Origin of the sequence: Chelatococcus composti (assembly GCF_014201415.1) — a bacterium.
Taxonomy (GTDB): domain Bacteria; phylum Pseudomonadota; class Alphaproteobacteria; order Rhizobiales; family Beijerinckiaceae; genus Chelatococcus_A; species Chelatococcus_A composti.
The window spans coordinates 118,078-134,500 of sequence record NZ_JACHEH010000005.1 but is presented as its reverse complement, the minus strand read 5'-3'; the positions used below and the strand labels follow the sequence as shown (position 1 = coordinate 134,500).

Annotated in this window: 16 protein-coding genes; 12 read left to right on the top strand and 4 right to left on the bottom strand. The window is 68.7% G+C overall.

Going from position 1 to position 16,423, the window contains the following annotated elements; all coding sequences use genetic code 11:
- The first annotated feature begins 14 nt into the window (after nt 1-14).
- Complete coding sequence (locus HNQ73_RS11895) at nt 15-344, top strand: cupin domain-containing protein (protein ID WP_183335088.1); 330 nt, start codon at nt 15-17, stop codon at nt 342-344.
- A 7-nt stretch (nt 345-351) separates the two neighbouring features.
- Here HNQ73_RS11895 and HNQ73_RS11890 read toward each other — a convergent pair whose 3' ends face one another.
- Entirely contained in the window at nt 352-834 is a 483-nt protein-coding gene (locus tag HNQ73_RS11890; protein ID WP_244650145.1) for an Lrp/AsnC family transcriptional regulator, read from the bottom strand.
- A 58-nt stretch (nt 835-892) separates the two neighbouring features.
- On the opposite strand from HNQ73_RS11890, the gene ehuR reads away from it, so the two are divergent.
- The 11 genes from ehuR (at nt 893) to HNQ73_RS11835 (ending at nt 12,907) form a co-directional block, all read left to right on the top strand.
- Nucleotides 893-2,359, top strand: coding sequence for a MocR-like ectoine utilization transcription factor EhuR (ehuR, locus tag HNQ73_RS11885; protein ID WP_244650143.1), 1,467 nt, complete (start codon nt 893-895; stop codon nt 2,357-2,359).
- Nucleotides 2,360-2,451: 92 nt separating this feature from the next.
- Entirely contained in the window at nt 2,452-3,471 is a 1,020-nt protein-coding gene (gene eutB, locus HNQ73_RS11880; RefSeq protein WP_183335086.1) for a hydroxyectoine utilization dehydratase EutB, read from the top strand.
- On the top strand, nt 3,468-4,481 hold the full coding sequence (gene eutC, locus HNQ73_RS11875) for an ectoine utilization protein EutC (RefSeq protein WP_183335085.1): 1,014 nt from the start codon (nt 3,468-3,470) through the stop codon (nt 4,479-4,481). The genes eutB and eutC overlap by 4 nt, the downstream gene beginning before the upstream one ends.
- Complete coding sequence (gene doeA, locus HNQ73_RS11870; RefSeq protein WP_183335084.1) at nt 4,478-5,659, top strand: ectoine hydrolase DoeA; 1,182 nt, start codon at nt 4,478-4,480, stop codon at nt 5,657-5,659. The genes eutC and doeA overlap by 4 nt, the downstream gene beginning before the upstream one ends.
- Nucleotides 5,660-5,671: 12 nt before the next feature.
- Nucleotides 5,672-6,682: a N(2)-acetyl-L-2,4-diaminobutanoate deacetylase DoeB gene (gene doeB, locus HNQ73_RS11865; RefSeq protein WP_183335341.1), complete on the top strand. Its 1,011-nt coding sequence runs from the start codon at nt 5,672-5,674 to the stop codon at nt 6,680-6,682.
- A 100-nt stretch (nt 6,683-6,782) separates the two neighbouring features.
- Nucleotides 6,783-7,634 carry an ectoine/hydroxyectoine ABC transporter substrate-binding protein EhuB gene (ehuB, locus tag HNQ73_RS11860; RefSeq protein ID WP_183335083.1) on the top strand — a complete coding sequence of 284 codons (852 nt, stop codon included), beginning with the start codon at nt 6,783-6,785 and terminating at the stop codon, nt 7,632-7,634.
- Between the two features lie 81 nt (nt 7,635-7,715).
- Nucleotides 7,716-8,381 carry an ectoine/hydroxyectoine ABC transporter permease subunit EhuC gene (gene ehuC / locus HNQ73_RS11855; protein ID WP_019403067.1) on the top strand — a complete coding sequence of 222 codons (666 nt, stop codon included), beginning with the start codon at nt 7,716-7,718 and terminating at the stop codon, nt 8,379-8,381.
- The gene (ehuD, locus tag HNQ73_RS11850) at nt 8,378-9,070 is read left to right on the top strand and encodes an ectoine/hydroxyectoine ABC transporter permease subunit EhuD (protein WP_183335082.1); all 693 of its coding nucleotides are present in this window, start codon (nt 8,378-8,380) and stop codon (nt 9,068-9,070) included. The genes ehuC and ehuD overlap by 4 nt, the downstream gene beginning before the upstream one ends.
- Nucleotides 9,067-9,876, top strand: a complete 810-nt coding sequence (gene ehuA, locus HNQ73_RS11845; RefSeq protein WP_183335081.1) for an ectoine/hydroxyectoine ABC transporter ATP-binding protein EhuA — start codon at nt 9,067-9,069, stop codon at nt 9,874-9,876. Before ehuD ends, ehuA begins: the two co-directional genes overlap by 4 nt.
- 128 nt (nt 9,877-10,004) lie before the next feature.
- Nucleotides 10,005-11,504, top strand: coding sequence for an NAD-dependent succinate-semialdehyde dehydrogenase (locus HNQ73_RS11840; protein WP_183335080.1), 1,500 nt, complete (start codon nt 10,005-10,007; stop codon nt 11,502-11,504).
- Nucleotides 11,505-11,518: 14 nt separating this feature from the next.
- Nucleotides 11,519-12,907 (top strand): aspartate aminotransferase family protein, encoded by a 1,389-nt coding sequence (locus tag HNQ73_RS11835; RefSeq protein ID WP_183335079.1) that lies wholly within the window; start codon nt 11,519-11,521, stop codon nt 12,905-12,907.
- Nucleotides 12,908-12,939: 32 nt separating this feature from the next.
- On the opposite strand, the gene HNQ73_RS11830 is transcribed toward HNQ73_RS11835, so the two are convergent.
- From HNQ73_RS11830 to HNQ73_RS11820, 3 genes are all read right to left on the bottom strand, one after another.
- A complete protein-coding gene (locus HNQ73_RS11830) occupies nt 12,940-14,196 on the bottom strand; it encodes a quaternary amine ABC transporter ATP-binding protein (RefSeq protein WP_183335078.1) in 1,257 nt (418 codons plus the stop codon).
- Between the two features lie 11 nt (nt 14,197-14,207).
- Nucleotides 14,208-15,065: an ABC transporter permease gene (locus tag HNQ73_RS11825; RefSeq protein WP_373284916.1), complete on the bottom strand. Its 858-nt coding sequence runs from the start codon at nt 15,063-15,065 to the stop codon at nt 14,208-14,210.
- 65 nt (nt 15,066-15,130) lie between these two features.
- Nucleotides 15,131-16,159, bottom strand: coding sequence for an ABC transporter substrate-binding protein (locus HNQ73_RS11820; RefSeq protein ID WP_183335076.1), 1,029 nt, complete (start codon nt 16,157-16,159; stop codon nt 15,131-15,133).
- Nucleotides 16,160-16,423 lie beyond the last annotated feature (264 nt).

The following is a 16,423-nucleotide window of genomic DNA, read 5'->3' as shown; positions in this document are numbered from 1 at the left end:
CGTGAGGTGATCCGATGGCCTTCAAATGCACCGTTCCCGCCGTTCCCACCGTGCAGGTCGACGACGCCAACATCCGCATCACGCGCTGGGATTTCGCGCCGGGCGCCGTGACCGGCTGGCACAGCCACGGCTGGCCCTATTTCGTCGTGCTGCTGACGGACGGCATCCTGCGCATCCACGACGGCAAGGAGGTGCACGACAACCACCTCGTCGCCGGCCAGTCCTACATGCGGCAGGCGGGCGTCGAGCACGACGTGATGAACGGCTCCGACCATCCGCTGTCCTTCATCGAGATCGAGGTGAAGAACCCGGCGGCTTTCGCAGGCACACCCGGACAGGGCTGATCGCGCCTTACGTGGCCGTCGCGGCGATCTCGGCGACGCTCGGTGGGGCGGCCTTGATCGTCTTGGTCACCACATAGGTGAAATAGCGCTCGATGCCGATCTCGGCCGTCAGCAGCCGGTCGATGAGGCGCTGATAGCTGTCGATATCGCGCGTCATGACGCGCATGATGTAGTCGACGCCGCCGCCGGTGGCGTCGCAGGCGACGATCTGCGGCTCGCGCGCGATCGCATCTTCGAAGCGGCGGAAGTCGGCCTGCGCGTGGCTGCGCAGCGTCACCTCGACGAGCACGGTCGTGAAGCGGCCGATGCGCTCCAGGTCGAGCCGCGCCTCGTAGCCGCGGATGAGGCCGATCTCCTCGAGCCGCTTCAGCCGCTCCCAGCAGGCGGTCGGCGACAGGTTGACCGCCTCGGCGAGCCTCAGCTTCGTGATGCGCCCGTCGCGCTGCAGCACGGAAAGGATGTTGAGGTCGATCCTGTCGAGTTTTGCCATCGCGTCCCGCAGCCGGATATTGTAATGATGTCGAAGCGGCATTGTAGCGGGTCAATCCATGGTGCGACACATCGAAGTTGACGCCGGCGGCGAGGCGGGCCATGGAGACGCGGCATCCGGATCGGCCGGGGGATGGCATCCGCTGCTGCCGCGCCGGCCCGGCGCGACCAAGCACAAGCTGCTCACCGAGGCGATCATCGCCGATATCGAGGCCGGCCTCCTGCCGCCGCGCGCGCGCATGCCGACGCACCGGGAGCTGGCGCGCCGCATCGGTGTCTCCGTGCAGACGGTCAGCATCAGCTACAAGGAGGCTGAGCGCCTCGGCTACCTGAGCGGCGAGGTGGGGCGCGGCACCTTCGTGCGCAGCCGCATCACCGAGCAGGCCGACCGCTTCATGCTCGACCGCAGCCCGGGTGACAAGGCGGACCTGTCCATCATCCGCGCCGTCTATACGGAGGCGCACGAGCGCGCCTCGCGGGCCATGATGACCATGCTCGCCGAGGCGGACAACAGCACCTTCATGCGCCCGTGCCGGCCCATCGCCGGGCTCGACGCGCATCGCGCCGCCGGCCAGCAATGGGTGGCGCGGCTCGGCGTCAGCACGGATCGCAACCGCATCCTCATCACCAACGGCGCGGCGCACGGCCTGTTCCTCGCCGTCGCCGCCGTGGTGCGGCGCGGGGACGTGGTGCTGACGGAGAGCCTGACCGACCACGGCATCATCGGCCTCGCCAACGTGCTCGGCTTCACCTTGCGGGGCCTGCCGACCGACGGGGAGGGCGTGCTGGTGGAGGCTTTCGAGGCCGCCTGCCGCAGCGGCGACGTCGCCGCGCTTGTCATGGTGCCCACCCTCGGCAATCCGACGAGCCACGTGGCAGGAGCCGAGCGGCGCCGGCAGATCGCCGAGGTGGCACGCCGGCATGGCGTCTTCATCATCGAGGACGAGGTCTACAAGCCGCTGGTCGCCGAGCCATTGCCCGCCTATGCCGAGCTCCTGCCGGACCTTGCCTTTTTCGTCACCAGCTTCACCAAGTCGGTGCTGACGGGGCTGCGCGTCGGCTATCTCGTGGTACCGCCGCAATATGCCATCCGTGTCGCCAGCATCCTGCGCGTGACGAGCTGGAGCGCCACCAACCTCGCGGCGGAGATCGCGACGCGCTGGGTGGAGGACGGCACGGCGGACGAGCTCGTGGCCCTGCAAAGGGCCGAGGCGCAGGCGCGCCAGGCGATCGTCGCCGAGGTGCTCGGCTCCTATGTGGCCGGCAGCCACCCGCTCTCGCTCAGCGCCTGGCTCGCCGTGCCGCCGCACTGGAGCGAGGAGGGGCTGGTGCGCCAGCTGGCGCGCCGCGGCATCGCCGTGACGCCCTCCGATCCCTTTGTCGCCGGCGAAGAGCGGCCGGCGGGCGGCATCCGCATCTGCCTCGGCGGGCGCCTGTCGCACGCGGCCCTGCGCGAGACGCTGGAGGCGGTGCGCGACACCTTCGCCCAGTTGCCGCCCATCTACGACGTCGACGCCATCGCCTGACGAAAAATTGTAATGATTTAATGTTTCGATTGACATGATACATGCGTGGTCCGAGCATGCTCCCGAACCAGTGACGGGAGCTGCCTTCGCCCATGTCATCTGCCGGGCCCAGGTCAATCGACGCGCCACCCATTGACGCTCCGCCGGTCGGCCTCGCCGCGATCGAGCGCGCGCGAGGTGCGCTTGCGGGAAGGGTATCGGCGACGCCGCTGGTGCATTCGCCGAGCCTGACGGGGCGGCTGGGCGCGCCCGTCTTCCTCAAGCTCGACAGCCGGCAGGAAACCGGCAGCTTCAAGCTGCGCGGCGCCACCAACGCGCTTCTCGCGCTTGGTGATGATGCGCGCCGGCGCGGTGTCGCCACGGCCTCGACCGGCAACCACGGTCGCGCGCTCGCCCATGCGGCGAAGGCGCTCGATATCCGCGCCGTCGTCTGCCTCTCGGCGCTCGTGCCGGCCAACAAGGTAGAGGCCGTGCGGGCGCTCGGCGCCGAAGTGCGCATCGTCGGCCGCTCGCAGGACGACGCCCAGGTCGAAGTCGACCGCCTCGTGAGCGAGGAGGGGCTGACGGCCATCCCGCCTTTCGACCATCCGGATGTCATCGCCGGCCAGGGCACCCTCGGCCTCGAGGTGGTGGAGGAACTGCCGGACCTTGCCACGATGCTCGTGCCGCTGTCCGGCGGCGGGCTCGCCGCGGGCGTGGCGGCGGCGGTCAAGGGCGTGAAGCCGTCCGTGCGCGTGATCGGCATCTCCATGGCGCGCGGCGCGGCCATGCACGCGAGCCTCGGGGCCGGCCGGCCCGTCGCCGTGGAGGAGGTGGAGACGCTGGCCGATTCCCTCGGCGGCGGCATCGGGCTTGCCAACCGCTACACCTTCGCCATGTGCCGGGCGCTGCTGGACGATGTCGTGCTCATCGACGAGGCGGAGATCGCCGCCGGCATCTGCCACGCCTTCCATGCCGAGGGCGAGGTGGTGGAGGGCGCGGGTGCGGTCGGCGTCGCCGCCATCCTCGCCGGCCGGATCGCGGCTGACGGCCCGGTCGTCGCGCTCGTCACCGGGCGCAACATCGATCCGGAGCGCCATCGCGCCATCGTGGCGGAAGGAGGTGCCGCGTGAGCCGCATGCTGATCCTGGGCGAGGCTGAGCTGCGCCGCATCGTCGCCCTCGACAGGAGCGCCGTCGATGCGGTGGAGGGGGCCTTCGCCGCGCTTGCGACGAAGGCCGTGGCGATGCCGCCGATCATGCGCATCGACGTCCCCGAACACCGCGGCGAGGTGGACGTGAAGAGCGCCTACGTGCCCGGCCTCGGCAGCTTCGCCATCAAGGTGAGCCCCGGTTTCTTCGACAATCCGAAGATCGGTCTGCCGAGCCTCAACGGGCTCATGATCCTCTTTTCCGCCCATACGGGGCTCGTCGAGGCGCTGTTTCTCGACAACGGCTATCTCACCGACGTGCGCACCGCCGCGGCCGGCGCGGTGGCGGCGAAGCACCTCGCCCGGCCGGATGCGCGTGTCGCCGCCATCCTCGGTGCGGGCGTGCAGGCGCGCCTGCAGCTCGAGGCGCTGGCGCTGGTCAGGCCGATCGCCGAGGCGCGCATCTGGGCGCGCGACGCGGAGAAGGCGCGCGAGACGGCGGCGGCCATGGCCGACAAGCTCGGCATCGCCGTCACGGCGACGGAGAACGCTGAGAGCGCCGTGACCGGCGCCGATGTGATCGTCACCACGACGCCGGCCGAGGCGCCGATCCTGAAGGCGGACTGGCTCCGCCCCGGCCAGCATGTCACGGCCATGGGCTCGGACGCCGAGCACAAGAACGAGATCGACCCGGCGGTCTTCGGCCGCGCCACCTATGTCGCCGACAGCCTGAAGCAGACGCGCCGGCTCGGCGAACTGCACCACGCTATCGCCGCCGGTGTCATCACCGACGAGACGGCCTTTGCCGAGCTCGGCGCCGTCGTCGCGGGCCTCGCTCCGGGCCGGCGGAGCGAGGACGAGATCACCCTGTGCGACCTGACGGGCACCGGCGTGCAGGATACGGCCATCGCCATCCTCGCCCACCGCCGTGCGGTGGAAGCGGATGCCGGCATGGCCTTCGACACAACGACAAGGACGGGAGCGGACGCGTGAGCGCAGCCACACTCAACTTCTCGCGGGAGGAATACGCCGCGCGCCTCGCCAAGACGCGTGCGGCGATGGAGAAGGCGGGCATCGATCTCCTGATCGTTACCGACCCTTCCAACATGCACTGGCTGACCGGCTACGACGGCTGGTCCTTCTATGTGCACCAGTGCGTGCTCGTTGCCGGCGACGGCGAGCCGGTCTGGTACGGCCGTACGCAGGATGCCAACGGCGCCCGGCGCACGGCCTGGATCGGCGACGACAACATCCTCGCCTATCCGGACCACTACGTGCAGTCCACCGAACGCCATCCGATGGACCTGCTGTCGCAGATCATCACGGACCGCGGCTGGGGCAATGCCGCCGTCGGCGTCGAGATGGACAACTACTATTTCAGCGCCGCCGCCTACGCCTCGCTGCAGAAACACCTGCCGAACGCGCGCTTCAAGGATGCGACGGCGCTCGTCAACTGGCAGCGCGCGGTCAAGAGCACGACCGAGCTCGACTACATGCGCAAGGCGGGCCGCATCGTCGAGAAGATGCACGCGCGCATCCTGGAGGTCGTGAAGCCCGGCATGCGCAAGAGCGACCTCGTCGCCGAGATCTACGACGCCGGCATCCGCGGCGCGGACGGCTACGGCGGCGATTATCCCGCCATCGTGCCGCTCCTGCCCTCGGGCGCCGATGCCTCCGCCCCGCACCTGACCTGGGACGACGCGCCGATGCGCGAGGGCGAGGGCACCTTCTTCGAGATCGCCGGCTGCTACAGGCGCTATCACTGCCCGCTGTCGCGCACCGTCTTTCTCGGCAGGCCGACGCAGGCCTTCCTCGATGCGGAGAAGGCGACGCTCGAGGGCATGGAGGCGGGGCTTGCAGCGGCGAAGCCCGGCAATACCTGCGAGGACATCGCCAATGCCTTCTTCGCGGTGCTCAGGCGCTACGGCATCGTCAAGGACAACCGCACCGGCTATCCGATCGGCCTCAGCTATCCGCCCGACTGGGGTGAGCGCACCATGAGCCTCAGGCCGGGCGATCGCACGGTCCTGGAGCCGGGCATGACCTTCCACTTCATGACGGGGCTGTGGCTCGAGGACATGGGCCTCGAGATCACCGAGAGCATCGTCATCACCGAAGACGGCGTCGCGTGCCTGTCGAACGTGCCGCGCCAGCTCTTCGTCAGGGACTGAAGACCCGTGCTCATGAACCCCGCCCTGCGCCCCTCGCCGGTCGTGCCGACCATCGACCTTGCCGCACCCGGCGTGCGGCACGGGCACCTGCGCCTGCCCTACAGCCGCGACGACAGTGCCTGGGGTTCGGTGATGATCCCGATCACCGTCGTCGCGGGCGGGGAAGGGCCGACGGCCCTCGTCACCGGTGGCAATCACGGCGACGAATACGAGGGGCCGGCGGCGCTGTTCGACCTCGCGCAGCGCCTCACGCCGGAGGAGGTGAGCGGGCGCGTCATCATCGTGCCGGCCATGAACTACCCGGCCTTTGCGGCCGGCACGCGCACCTCGCCCATCGACCGCGGCAATCTCAACCGCTCCTTCCCAGGCCGGCCGGACGGCACGGTGACGGAGAAGATCGCGGACTACTTCACCCGCCATCTCGTGCCGCTCGCCGATATCGTGCTCGACTTCCATTCCGGCGGGCGCACGCTCGATTTCGTGCCCTATGCGGCCGCGCACGAACTGCCCGACAAGGCGCAAGAGGCGCGCTGCTTCGCAGCAGTGGCCGCCTTCGGCGCTCCCTATTCGATGCGCATGCGCGAGATCGACGCGGTCGGCATGTACGACACGACCGTCGAGGAGATGGGCAAGGTCTTCGTCACCACCGAGCTCGGCGGTGGCGGCACCGCAAGCGCGCGCACCATCGCCATCGCCCGGCGCGGCGTCGCCAACGTGCTGCGGCACGCCGGCATCCTCGCCGGACAGCCGGAGCCGGCCGCGAGCCGCTTCCTCGACATGCCGTCGGACGACTGCTTCGTCTTCGCCGAGGAGGCGGGCCTCGTCGCCTTCGTCAGGGACCTCGGCGAGGAGGTTTCGGAAGGGGAGGTGGTCGCGCTGATCCACCCCATCGCGCGCACGGGGCTCGCCCCCCTCGCGATGCGCGCGAAGCACGGCGGCATCCTCGCGGCGCGGCATTTTCCCGGCCTCGTCAAGCCGGGCGACTGCCTCTTCGTCACTGCAACGATCGAGGAGGCGCCCTGACCCGCTCGCCGCGCTAGCGGCCAAGCCATTTCCGCCGGCGGCAGCGCCGAAAGCCGAGCCAATCGGCATGCGGACGATTGAAGACCAGAGGAGAAGATCGATGAAACCGTTCCTTGCCACCGGCGCCGCCGCCATCGCCCTCGTTCTCGGCCTCGGCACCGCCCAGGCCGCGAGCCTCGACGAGATCAAGTCCCAGGGCTACATCCGCGCCGCCACCGCCAACGAGGTGCCCTACGGCTACATGACGGCGGACGGCTCCGCCGCCGGCATCGGCCCGGAGGTCGCCATCGCCGTGCTGAAGCGCATGGGCATCACCGAGATCAACTGGACGGTGACGCCCTTCGGCACCCTGATCCCCGGCCTCAAGGCCAACCGCTACGACTTCGTCGCGGCCGAGCAGAACATCTCGCCCGAGCGCTGCAAGCAGGTGGCCTTCACGGAGCCGAACTCGAGCTATGGCGAGGGCCTGCTCGTCAAGAAGGGCAACCCGAAGGGCCTGACGACCTATGCCGACATCGCCAAGGACCCGTCGCTGAAGGTGGCCGTCGTTTCCGGCGCCAACAACATCGACTTCCTGCGCGCCGTCGGCGTCAAGGACGAGCAGGTGGTGTTCATCACGGCCAATGCCGATGCGCTCGCCACCGTGCAGAGCCGCACCGATGCCTATGCGGCGACCGAGCTCACCGTCGCCAACCTCGCCAAGGGCCAGGGGGCGGTCGAGCAGGTGAAGCCCTTCACCGACCCGGTCGTCGACAACAAGCCGGTGCGCAACTATGGCGGCTTCGCCTTCCGCCCCGAGGACAAGGACCTTCACGACGCCTTCAACAAGGAGCTCGTCGAGTTCCGCAAGACGGACGAGTACAAGAAGATCCTCGCCTCGTACGGCCTCAGCGAGGAGAGCATCAAGGCGGCGTCCGAGAAGAACGTCGCCGACCTGTGCGCCGGCAAGTGACCCTGGGCTAGAGCGCAGCGTCGCGCCCGGTCGGGCCGGGCGCGACATTCCCGTCCACGACGTCCGACCGGGAGGGCCGCGATGGACTGGCTCACCTATCTGCCATCCCTGGCGCAGGGCGCCCTCGTGACCGCATGGATCACGCTGGCCTCCATCGCCATCGGGGCGGCGCTCGCCTTCGCCGCCGGCATCGCCCGCGTCGAGGGCGGGCGCGCCGTCTCGACGCTCGCGCTGTGCTACACCGAGGTGTTTCGCGGCACCTCCCTGCTCGTGCAGCTCTTCTGGCTCTATTACGCCCTGCCGCTCGTCGGCCTGTCCTTCGATCCGGTGACGACAGGCATCGTCGGCCTGTCGCTCCACGTCGGTGCCTATGGCTCGGAGATCGTGCGCGGAGCGCTCAATGCCGTGCCGGTGGCGCAGCGCGAGGCGGCGCGGGCGCTCAACTTCGGGCGCGTGCACACGCTCATGCGCATCTGCCTGCCGCAGGCGATCGTCGAGATGATGCCGGCCTTCGGCAATCTCGCCATCGAGACGCTGAAGCTCTCCTCGCTCGTCTCGCTCATCTCCATCGCGGACCTGACCTTCCGCGCCCAGTCGATCCGCAACATCACGCTCGACAGCGCCACCGTCTACACGCTGACGCTCGTCGGCTACTTCCTGATGTCGCTGGTGCTCATGCTCGCCATGCGCCTTATCGAGCGGATGGTGCGGCGCGGGGCGGCCTTTCCGAGGGCGGCGCACGCATGATGTACGGCTACACATGGGATCTCACGACGCCGCTCACCTATGCGGCGTCCATCCTGCCGATCCTGCTGATCGGTCTCACCGTGACGCTGCAGGCGGCGGCGGCCGGCTTCGCGCTCGCCCTCGTGCTCGGCCTCGCCTTCGCGCTCCTGCGCCGCAGCCGCATCAAGGCGGTGGCCCTGACGACGGCCTTCGTCGTCGAGTTCCTGCGCGACACGCCGCTCCTCGTGCAGCTCTTCTTCCTCTACTACGTGCTGCCCGACTACGGGATCACTTTGCCGGCCTTCCTCACCGGCGTCATCGCGCTCGGCCTGCAATATTCCGCCTATACGTCGGAGGTCTACCGCGGTGGCATCGAGGCCATCCCGCGCGGGCAGTGGGAGGCCGCGACGGCGCTCAACATGACGCGCTGGCAGACCTATCGCGACATCGTCATCCCGCAGATGGTGCCGCGCATCGTCCCGACCATGGGAAACTACCTCGTCGCCATGCTCAAGGAGACGCCTGTGCTCTCCGTCGTCACCGTGCTCGAGATGCTCGGCCTCGCCAACATGATCGGCGAGCGCACCTTCGAATATCTCGTGCCGCTGTCGATGGTCGGCATCATCTTCCTTCTGCTCACCCTCATCTGCTCGGCCGGCATCCATCGACTTGAGAAGGTGCTGCCGAAAGCCGGGATACCGCTGCGATGAACAAGGTCCTTGCACAACAGCCGGATGCGGCGAGCGCCGCCGCCGCGCCCGTCATCGAGTTCCGGGGTGTGACCAAGCGCTTCGGCGCGCTCACCGTGCTCGACGACTTCAACTTCTCCGTCGCGCCGGGCGAGAAGGTGACGCTCATCGGTCCCTCGGGCTCGGGCAAGTCGACGGTGCTGCGCATCCTCATGACGCTGGAGCCTTTCCAGGAAGGACAGCTGACGCTCGCCGGCATTCCCTATCACGAGCCGAACGGCAAGGGCCCCTTCCGCGCCAGCGACCGGCACCTGCACCAGATCCGCAGCCACGTCGGCATGGTGTTCCAGAGCTTCAACCTCTTCCCGCACATGAGCGTGCTGCGCAACGTCACCGAGGCGCCGGTCGCCGTGCTCGGCCTGTCGCGTGCCGAGGCCGAGTGCCGTGCCATCGACCTGCTGCGCATGGTCGGCCTCGCCGACAAGAAGGACCAATATCCCGCCCAGCTCTCCGGCGGTCAGCAGCAGCGCGTCGCGATCGCCCGCGCGCTCGCCATGCGCCCGCGCGTGCTGCTCTTCGACGAGCCGACCTCGGCGCTCGACCCGCAGCTCGTGGGCGAGGTGCTCGGCGTCATCCGTAATCTCGCCAGCGAGCACGACCTCACCATGCTGCTCGTCACGCACGAGATGCGCTTCGCGCGCGAGGTGTCGGACCGGGTCTGCTTCTTCGACAAGGGCCGCATCGTCGAGGAGGGTGAGCCCGAGCGCATCTTCACGGCCCCGGCCGAGCCGCGCACGCGCGAGTTCCTGCAGTCGGTGCTCGGCTGAGGCGGCGAGAGTCTTTCGCCGCCCGGCCGAAATACCGAAACTTCCTCGGCGGCGGCAGGCGAGAACGGACCAAGTCTCGGCGCCGCCGCGGCTAGCCTTGCGGTGAAGGACTTCGCCGGAGGAGAACCATGAACGCTCTTGCCGCGACGGCGCGTGCCGTCGAGTATCACCCGGGCTACGGCCGCCTGAAGGACCAGCGGCTCGTACGCACGCTCGGCTATGTCGACGGACGCTGGACGGCAGCGCCCGACGGGGCCGTCTTCGATGTGAACGATCCTGCCGACGGCACGCTCGTCGCCCGTGTGGCCGCGCTCGGGGCCGATGCCGCCGACGCGGCCGTTGCGGCGGCGCATCGCGCCTTCCCCGCCTGGCGGGCGCTGCTGCCGCAGGAGCGGGCGGCGCGGCTCAGGGCCTGGTACGACTTCATCATGGCGGCGCGCGAGGACCTCGCCGTCATCATGGTGATGGAGCAGGGCAAGCCGCTCGCCGAGGCCCGCGGCGAGATCGACTATGCCGCCTCCTTCGTCGCCTGGTATGCCGAAGAGGCGGTGCGGGTGAATGCCGAGGGCGTCACCAGCCATCTTCCGGACGCGGAGATGATGGTGCGGCGCGAGCCGGTCGGCGTCGCCGCCCTGCTGACGCCGTGGAACTTCCCCTCCGCCATGCTGACGCGCAAGGCCGCCGCGGCGCTCGCCGCCGGCTGCACCGTGGTCGCCCATCCCTCCTCCTACACGCCTTTGTCGGCGCTGGCGCTCGCCGAGCTCGGCGAGCGGGCCGGCCTGCCCGGAGGCGTCTTCAACATCGTGACGGGCGATGCGGCCACCATCGCCGGGCGCTTCTGCGAGGACGAGCGGGTGCGCGCGGTGAGCTTCACCGGCTCAACCGAGATCGGCCGGCAGGTGGCGGCCAAGGCCGCCGCCGGCATGAAACGGCTGGTGCTGGAGCTCGGCGGGCATGCCCCGCTCATCATCTTCGACGATGCCGACCTCGACCGCGCCGTTTCCATCGCGATCGACGCCAAATTCGCCACCTCGGGGCAGGACTGCCTCGCCGCCAACCGCATCTATGTCCAGCGCGGCCTCTACGCGGCCTTCTGCGAGCGTTTCGCCGCGCGGGTGAGGACGCTCAAGGTCGGCCCCGGCCTCGCGTCGGGGACCGATATCGGCCCCTTGATGCATGCGCGCGCGGTCGCCAAGGCCAGGGCACATGTGGACGATGCCGTGCGGCGCGGGGCGCGCTGCCTCGTCGGCGGGGAGGCGGAGGAGGGCACCCTGTTGTTCCAGCCGACCGTGCTCGTGGATGTGCCGGACGAAGCGGTCATCATGCGCGAGGAGACCTTCTCCCCGGTCGCACCCGTCACGCCCTTCGAAGACGAAGCGGAGGTGATCGCCCGGGCGAATGCCAGCGACTACGGCCTTGCCGCCTACGTGGTGACGCGGGATGGGGCGCGGGCCCTGCGCCTCGGCCGGGCGCTCGACTACGGCATGGTGGCCGTCAACCGCGTCAAGCTCACCGGCCCGCCCGTGCCCTTCGGCGGCGTCAAGCTCTCGGGCCTCGGCCGCGAGGGCTCGCGCCACGGCCTCGAAGCCTTCACCGACCTCAAATATCTCTGCCTCGACCTTTCCTGATCCCGGAGACGACCATGCTCGACAAGACCATCCTGCCCGACAACGAACTCACCGCCTGGGACCGGGACCATTTCTTCCACCCGTCGACCCACATGGGGCAGCACGCCCGTGGCGAGAGCCCCAACCGCATCATCGCCGGCGGCGAGGGCGTCCATATCGTCGACCGGCAGGGCCGGCGCAGCCTCGACGCCTTCGCCGGGCTCTATTGTGTCAATGTCGGCTACGGCCGGGAGAAGATCGCCGAGGCCATCGCCGAGCAGGCGGCGAAGCTGCCCTACTATCACGCCTATGTCGGCCACGGCTCCGAGCCGTCGATCCGCCTCGCCAAGATGATCATCGACCGCGCGCCGCAGGGCATGAGCCGCGTCTTCTTCGGCCTCTCGGGCTCGGATGCCAACGAGACCAACGTCAAGCTCGTCTGGTACTACAACAACGTGCTCGGCCGGCCTAAGAAGAAGAAGATCATCTCGCGCTGGCGCGGCTATCACGGCTCCGGCCTGATGACCGGAAGCCTCACGGGCCTTGCCGCCTTCCACAACCAGTTCGACCTGCCGCTGCCGCCCGTGCTTCACACCGAGGCGCCGTACTACTTCCGCCGTCCCGACCGGAGCATGGACGAGGACCAGTTCTCCGCCTGGTGCGCCGAGAAGCTCGAGGAGCTGATCCTCGCCGAGGGGCCGGAGACGGTGGCGGCCTTCATCGGCGAGCCGGTGCTCGGCACCGGCGGCATCGTGCCGCCGCCCAGGGGCTACTGGGAGAAGATCCAGGCCGTGCTCGCCAAATACGACGTCCTGCTCATCGCCGACGAGGTGGTGACCGGCTTCGGACGCCTCGGCTCGATGTTCGGCTCCGACCACTACGGCATCCGGCCGGACCTCATCACCATCGCGAAGGGGCTGACCTCGGCCTATGCGCCGCTCTCGGGCGTCATCGTGTCGGAGAAGGTGTGGCGCGTGCTCGAGGAGGGCTCGGACAAATTCGGCCCCATCGGCCATGGCTGGACCTATTCGGCCCATCCGCTCTGTGCCGCGGCGGGCGTCGCCAATCTCGAGCTCGTCGATGAGCTCGGACTCGTCGCCAATGCGGGGGAGGTCGGCGCCTATTTCCTGAAGGGCCTCAAGGAGGCGCTCGCCGACCATCCCCATGTCGGCGAGGTGCGCGGCGAGGGGCTGCTCGCGGCCGTCGAGTTCGTGAAGGACAAGGACGATCGCGCCTTCTTCGACGCTGCCGAGAAGGTCGGCCCGCGCGTCGCAGCGGCGCTTCTCGAGCGCGGCGTCATCGGCCGCGCCATGCCGCACGGCGACATCCTCGGCTTCGCGCCGCCGCTGTGCCTGACGCGCGAGGAGGCGGATGTGGTCGTCGCCGCGGCGAAGGCGGCGGTCGAGGCCGTGCTGCCGCGGTGAAACGGTGAGGCGGGCCGTGGGCCCGCCTCCGCTCACGCCGCGCTGTCGATATCGGCGCGGCGGCTCGCGGCCGCCTCGCCGGCGCCCGCACTCTCGACGAGATCCGCCTGGGTGCGCTCGCTGACGAGCACCTCGCTCACGCTTTCGGGACGGACGATGCCGGCGAGGTCCCCGTCCTCGGTGACGACCGGCAGCGGATGGGGGCTCTCGAGCAGCGTCGGGATGGCGCTCTCGATCGCCGTGTCGGCGGTGACGGCGGGATGGGCCTCCGCCACGGCGGCGACGGCCTCTCCGGCGCCCTGGGTCACCGCCGCACGCTCCAGCCCTTCCTTCGTCACCACGCCGGCAAAACGCCCGTCGTCGACCACATAGGCGACGTCGGACTTGGTGCGGCGCATGGCGGCGAGCGCCTCGCCGATGCTCTCCTCGCTGAGGCGCAGGGCCGGCGGCTGCATCAGGCTGTCGACGGTCAGCGCCCGGGCGCGGTTCACGTCGCGCACGAAGGCCTCGACGTAAGGGTCGGCCGGCGAGAGCAGGATGTCGGTGGGCGTACCCACCTGCACGAGCCGCCCGTCCTTGAGGATGGCGATGCGGTCGGCGAGGCGCAGCGCCTCGTCGAGATCGTGGGTGATGAAGACGATGGTCTTGCCCGTCGCGCGCTGCAGGGCGACGAGCTCGTCCTGCAATTCGCTGCGGATGAGGGGATCGAGCGCCGAGAAGGCCTCGTCCATGAGGATGATGTCGGTATCGGCGGCGAGCGCGCGGGCGAGGCCGACACGCTGCTGCATGCCGCCCGACAGCTCCCCGGGATACCGGTCCTCGTAGCCCTTGAGGCCGACGCGCTCCAGCCAGTCGCGGGAGCGTGCCTCGCGCTCGGCCTTGGGGAGGCCGCGGATCTCGAGGCCGTAGGCGGCGTTTTCGAGTACCCGCCGGTGCGGCAGCAGGCCGAAGCGCTGGAAGACCATGGCGATGCGCCGGCGGCGCAGGGCGATGAGCTCCTTCTTCGACAAGGCCATGATGTCCGTGCCGTCGATGCGCACCGCGCCGGCGGTCGAATCGATCAGCCGGTTGATGTGGCGCACCAGCGTCGACTTGCCCGAGCCGGACAGGCCCATGACGACGAAGATCTCGCCCGCCTCGATGGAGAGCGTGATGTCGTCGAGGCCGAGGACGTGGTTCGTCTCGGCGAGCAGCGTCTTCTTGTCGGCCCCGGCGCGCACCCGCGCGAGGGCTCCCTCCGGATCGTTGCCGAAGATGGTGACGACATGGTCGAGTTCGATGAGCGGCATGGCGGCTCTTCTCAGGCCTCGGCGCTGCGGTGGCGCTGCAGGCGCCGGCCGTAGGCCTGGGTGATGCGGTCGATCACGACGGCGAGGATGACGATGGTGATGCCGCCGACGAGGCCGGTGCCGGAATCGTTGCGCTGCAGGCCGAGCAGCACCGTCTCGCCGACGCCTCGCGCGCCGATCATCGAGGCGATGACGACCATGGACAGCGCCAGCATCGTGGTCTGGTTGATGCCCTGCATGATGGTCGGCATGGACAGGGGAATCTGCACCCCCGTGAGGATCTGGGCACGCGTCGCGCCGAAGGCGCGGCTCGCCTCCACGACCTCGCCGTCGACCTCGCGGATGCCGAGGTCGGTGAGGCGGATGAGCGGCGGCAGGGCATAGATGACGGTGGCGAGGATCGCCGGCACCTTGCCGAGGCCGAAGAGCATCGCCGCCGGGATGAGATAGACGAAGCTCGGGATGGTCTGCATCAGGTCGAGCACGGGGATGAGCCCGCGGCGGAACATCCGCGAGGAGGCGGCGAGGACGCCGAGCGGCAGGCCGACGAGAATGCAGAAGCAGACCGACACGAGGATGATGGCGAGCGTCTGCATCGCCTGGTCCCACATCCCGAGCGCGCCTATGAACCACAGCCCGGCGGCGGCGCCGACGGCCATGAGCGGCTTGCGGCTCGCCGCCAGCGCCACGGCCGCGATGATCAGGATCATCGCCCAGGGCGGCACGGCGCGCAGCCCGCGCTCGATGAAGAGCAGCCCCTGGAGGAGGACGTTTGAGAAGGCTTCGAAGGCGTCGCCGTAATCGACGACGAGGAAATCGACGAGGTCGTTCGTCGCGGAGGCGATCGGCCCGCGGATGTCGGGAAAGATGTTCATGCCAAAGGTGTCCGGTGGGGCGCCTCACCGCCGGTGGCGGCGGCGAGGCGCTTGGGCAGTCAGAGCGCCTGCTTGACGCGCTCGGCGACGTCCGCCGGCACCCACTGCGTCCACAGATCCTCGCGGGTCTTCAGGAAGTTCTCGGCGGCCTTCTCGGCCGAGCCGTCATTGTCCTGCATGTAGGCGAGGGCTTCGGAGACGAGCGCGCTCGTCGTCTCGTACTTTTCGAGGAAGGCGATCAGGTTCGGCGCCTGCTTGGCGAACTCGGCATTGGCACCGATGAGCACCTTGGTGAGCGGATAGGCGGTCGCCTTCTCCACGTCCTCGGCGTTCTTCGTCTCCATCAGCGTGTTCCAGACGGCGTCGTCATAGGCCGGCTCCTCGAGCTGGACGACCTGGTCGCCGATCTTGCCGAGCACCCAGGTGGGGCCCCAGTAGTAGAAGACGATGGGCCGCTTGCGCTTGATGTTGCTCTCGATGGCCGCGATCAGCGCCGCGCCGGTGCCGGGACGGAAATTGACGTAGGAATCGTTGAGGTCGTAGGCGGCGAGCTTCTTCGTGTTGATGACCTCGCAGGCCCAGCCGGAGATGCAGTTGTAGAAGCGACCCTTCTCCGGCTCCTCCGGATCCTTGAACAGCTCCTTGAACTTCGGCAGGTCCGACACCGACTTCAGGTCCTTGGCGGGGGCATCCTCGCCTTCGACGAGGTAGCGCGGCACGAACCAGGCCTGGATGGCGTCGGGATAGTTGACGCTGACCTCGACCGCCTTGCCGTCCTTGACGCCCTCGCGCCACACCTCCGGCGCCGTGTTCGACCAGATCTCCATCACGACGTCGACGTCGCCGCGCACCGCACCCGTGTAGAGCGGGATGGTGGAGCCGGGGATCGAATCGGTCTTGCAGCCGTATCCCTTCTCCAGAATGAAGCGGGCGACAGCATTGTGAAAGAAGTTCGAATCCCAGTCGAGATCGCCGAAAACAACAGGCCTGTCGACCTCGCAGCTCTGGGCGGCAGCGGGCGCCGCGGCGCCGATGATGGCAGCCAGGGACATTGCGGCGGCAAGGCCGATCGTCTTCGTGATTGTCATTAGCTCTTCCTCTTGGTTCCGTGAATTTGATTCTTTATATTTCTTGTTCTTGTGCAAGAAAATCGATGCCAAATACAACAAGCATTGCGCAGACATGCGTCTGCGCAGTTGATGATTGCTGCATATGTATGATGCGGCGCACGTTAGGCGATATAGCCTCGCATTGCAACCCTTCAGGGCCGCAATGGATCGCGGATATGATCGGAGAAAGCCTGACGGATGCCGATGGCGCGATCAATACATATGATGATCTGCGCAAATCTC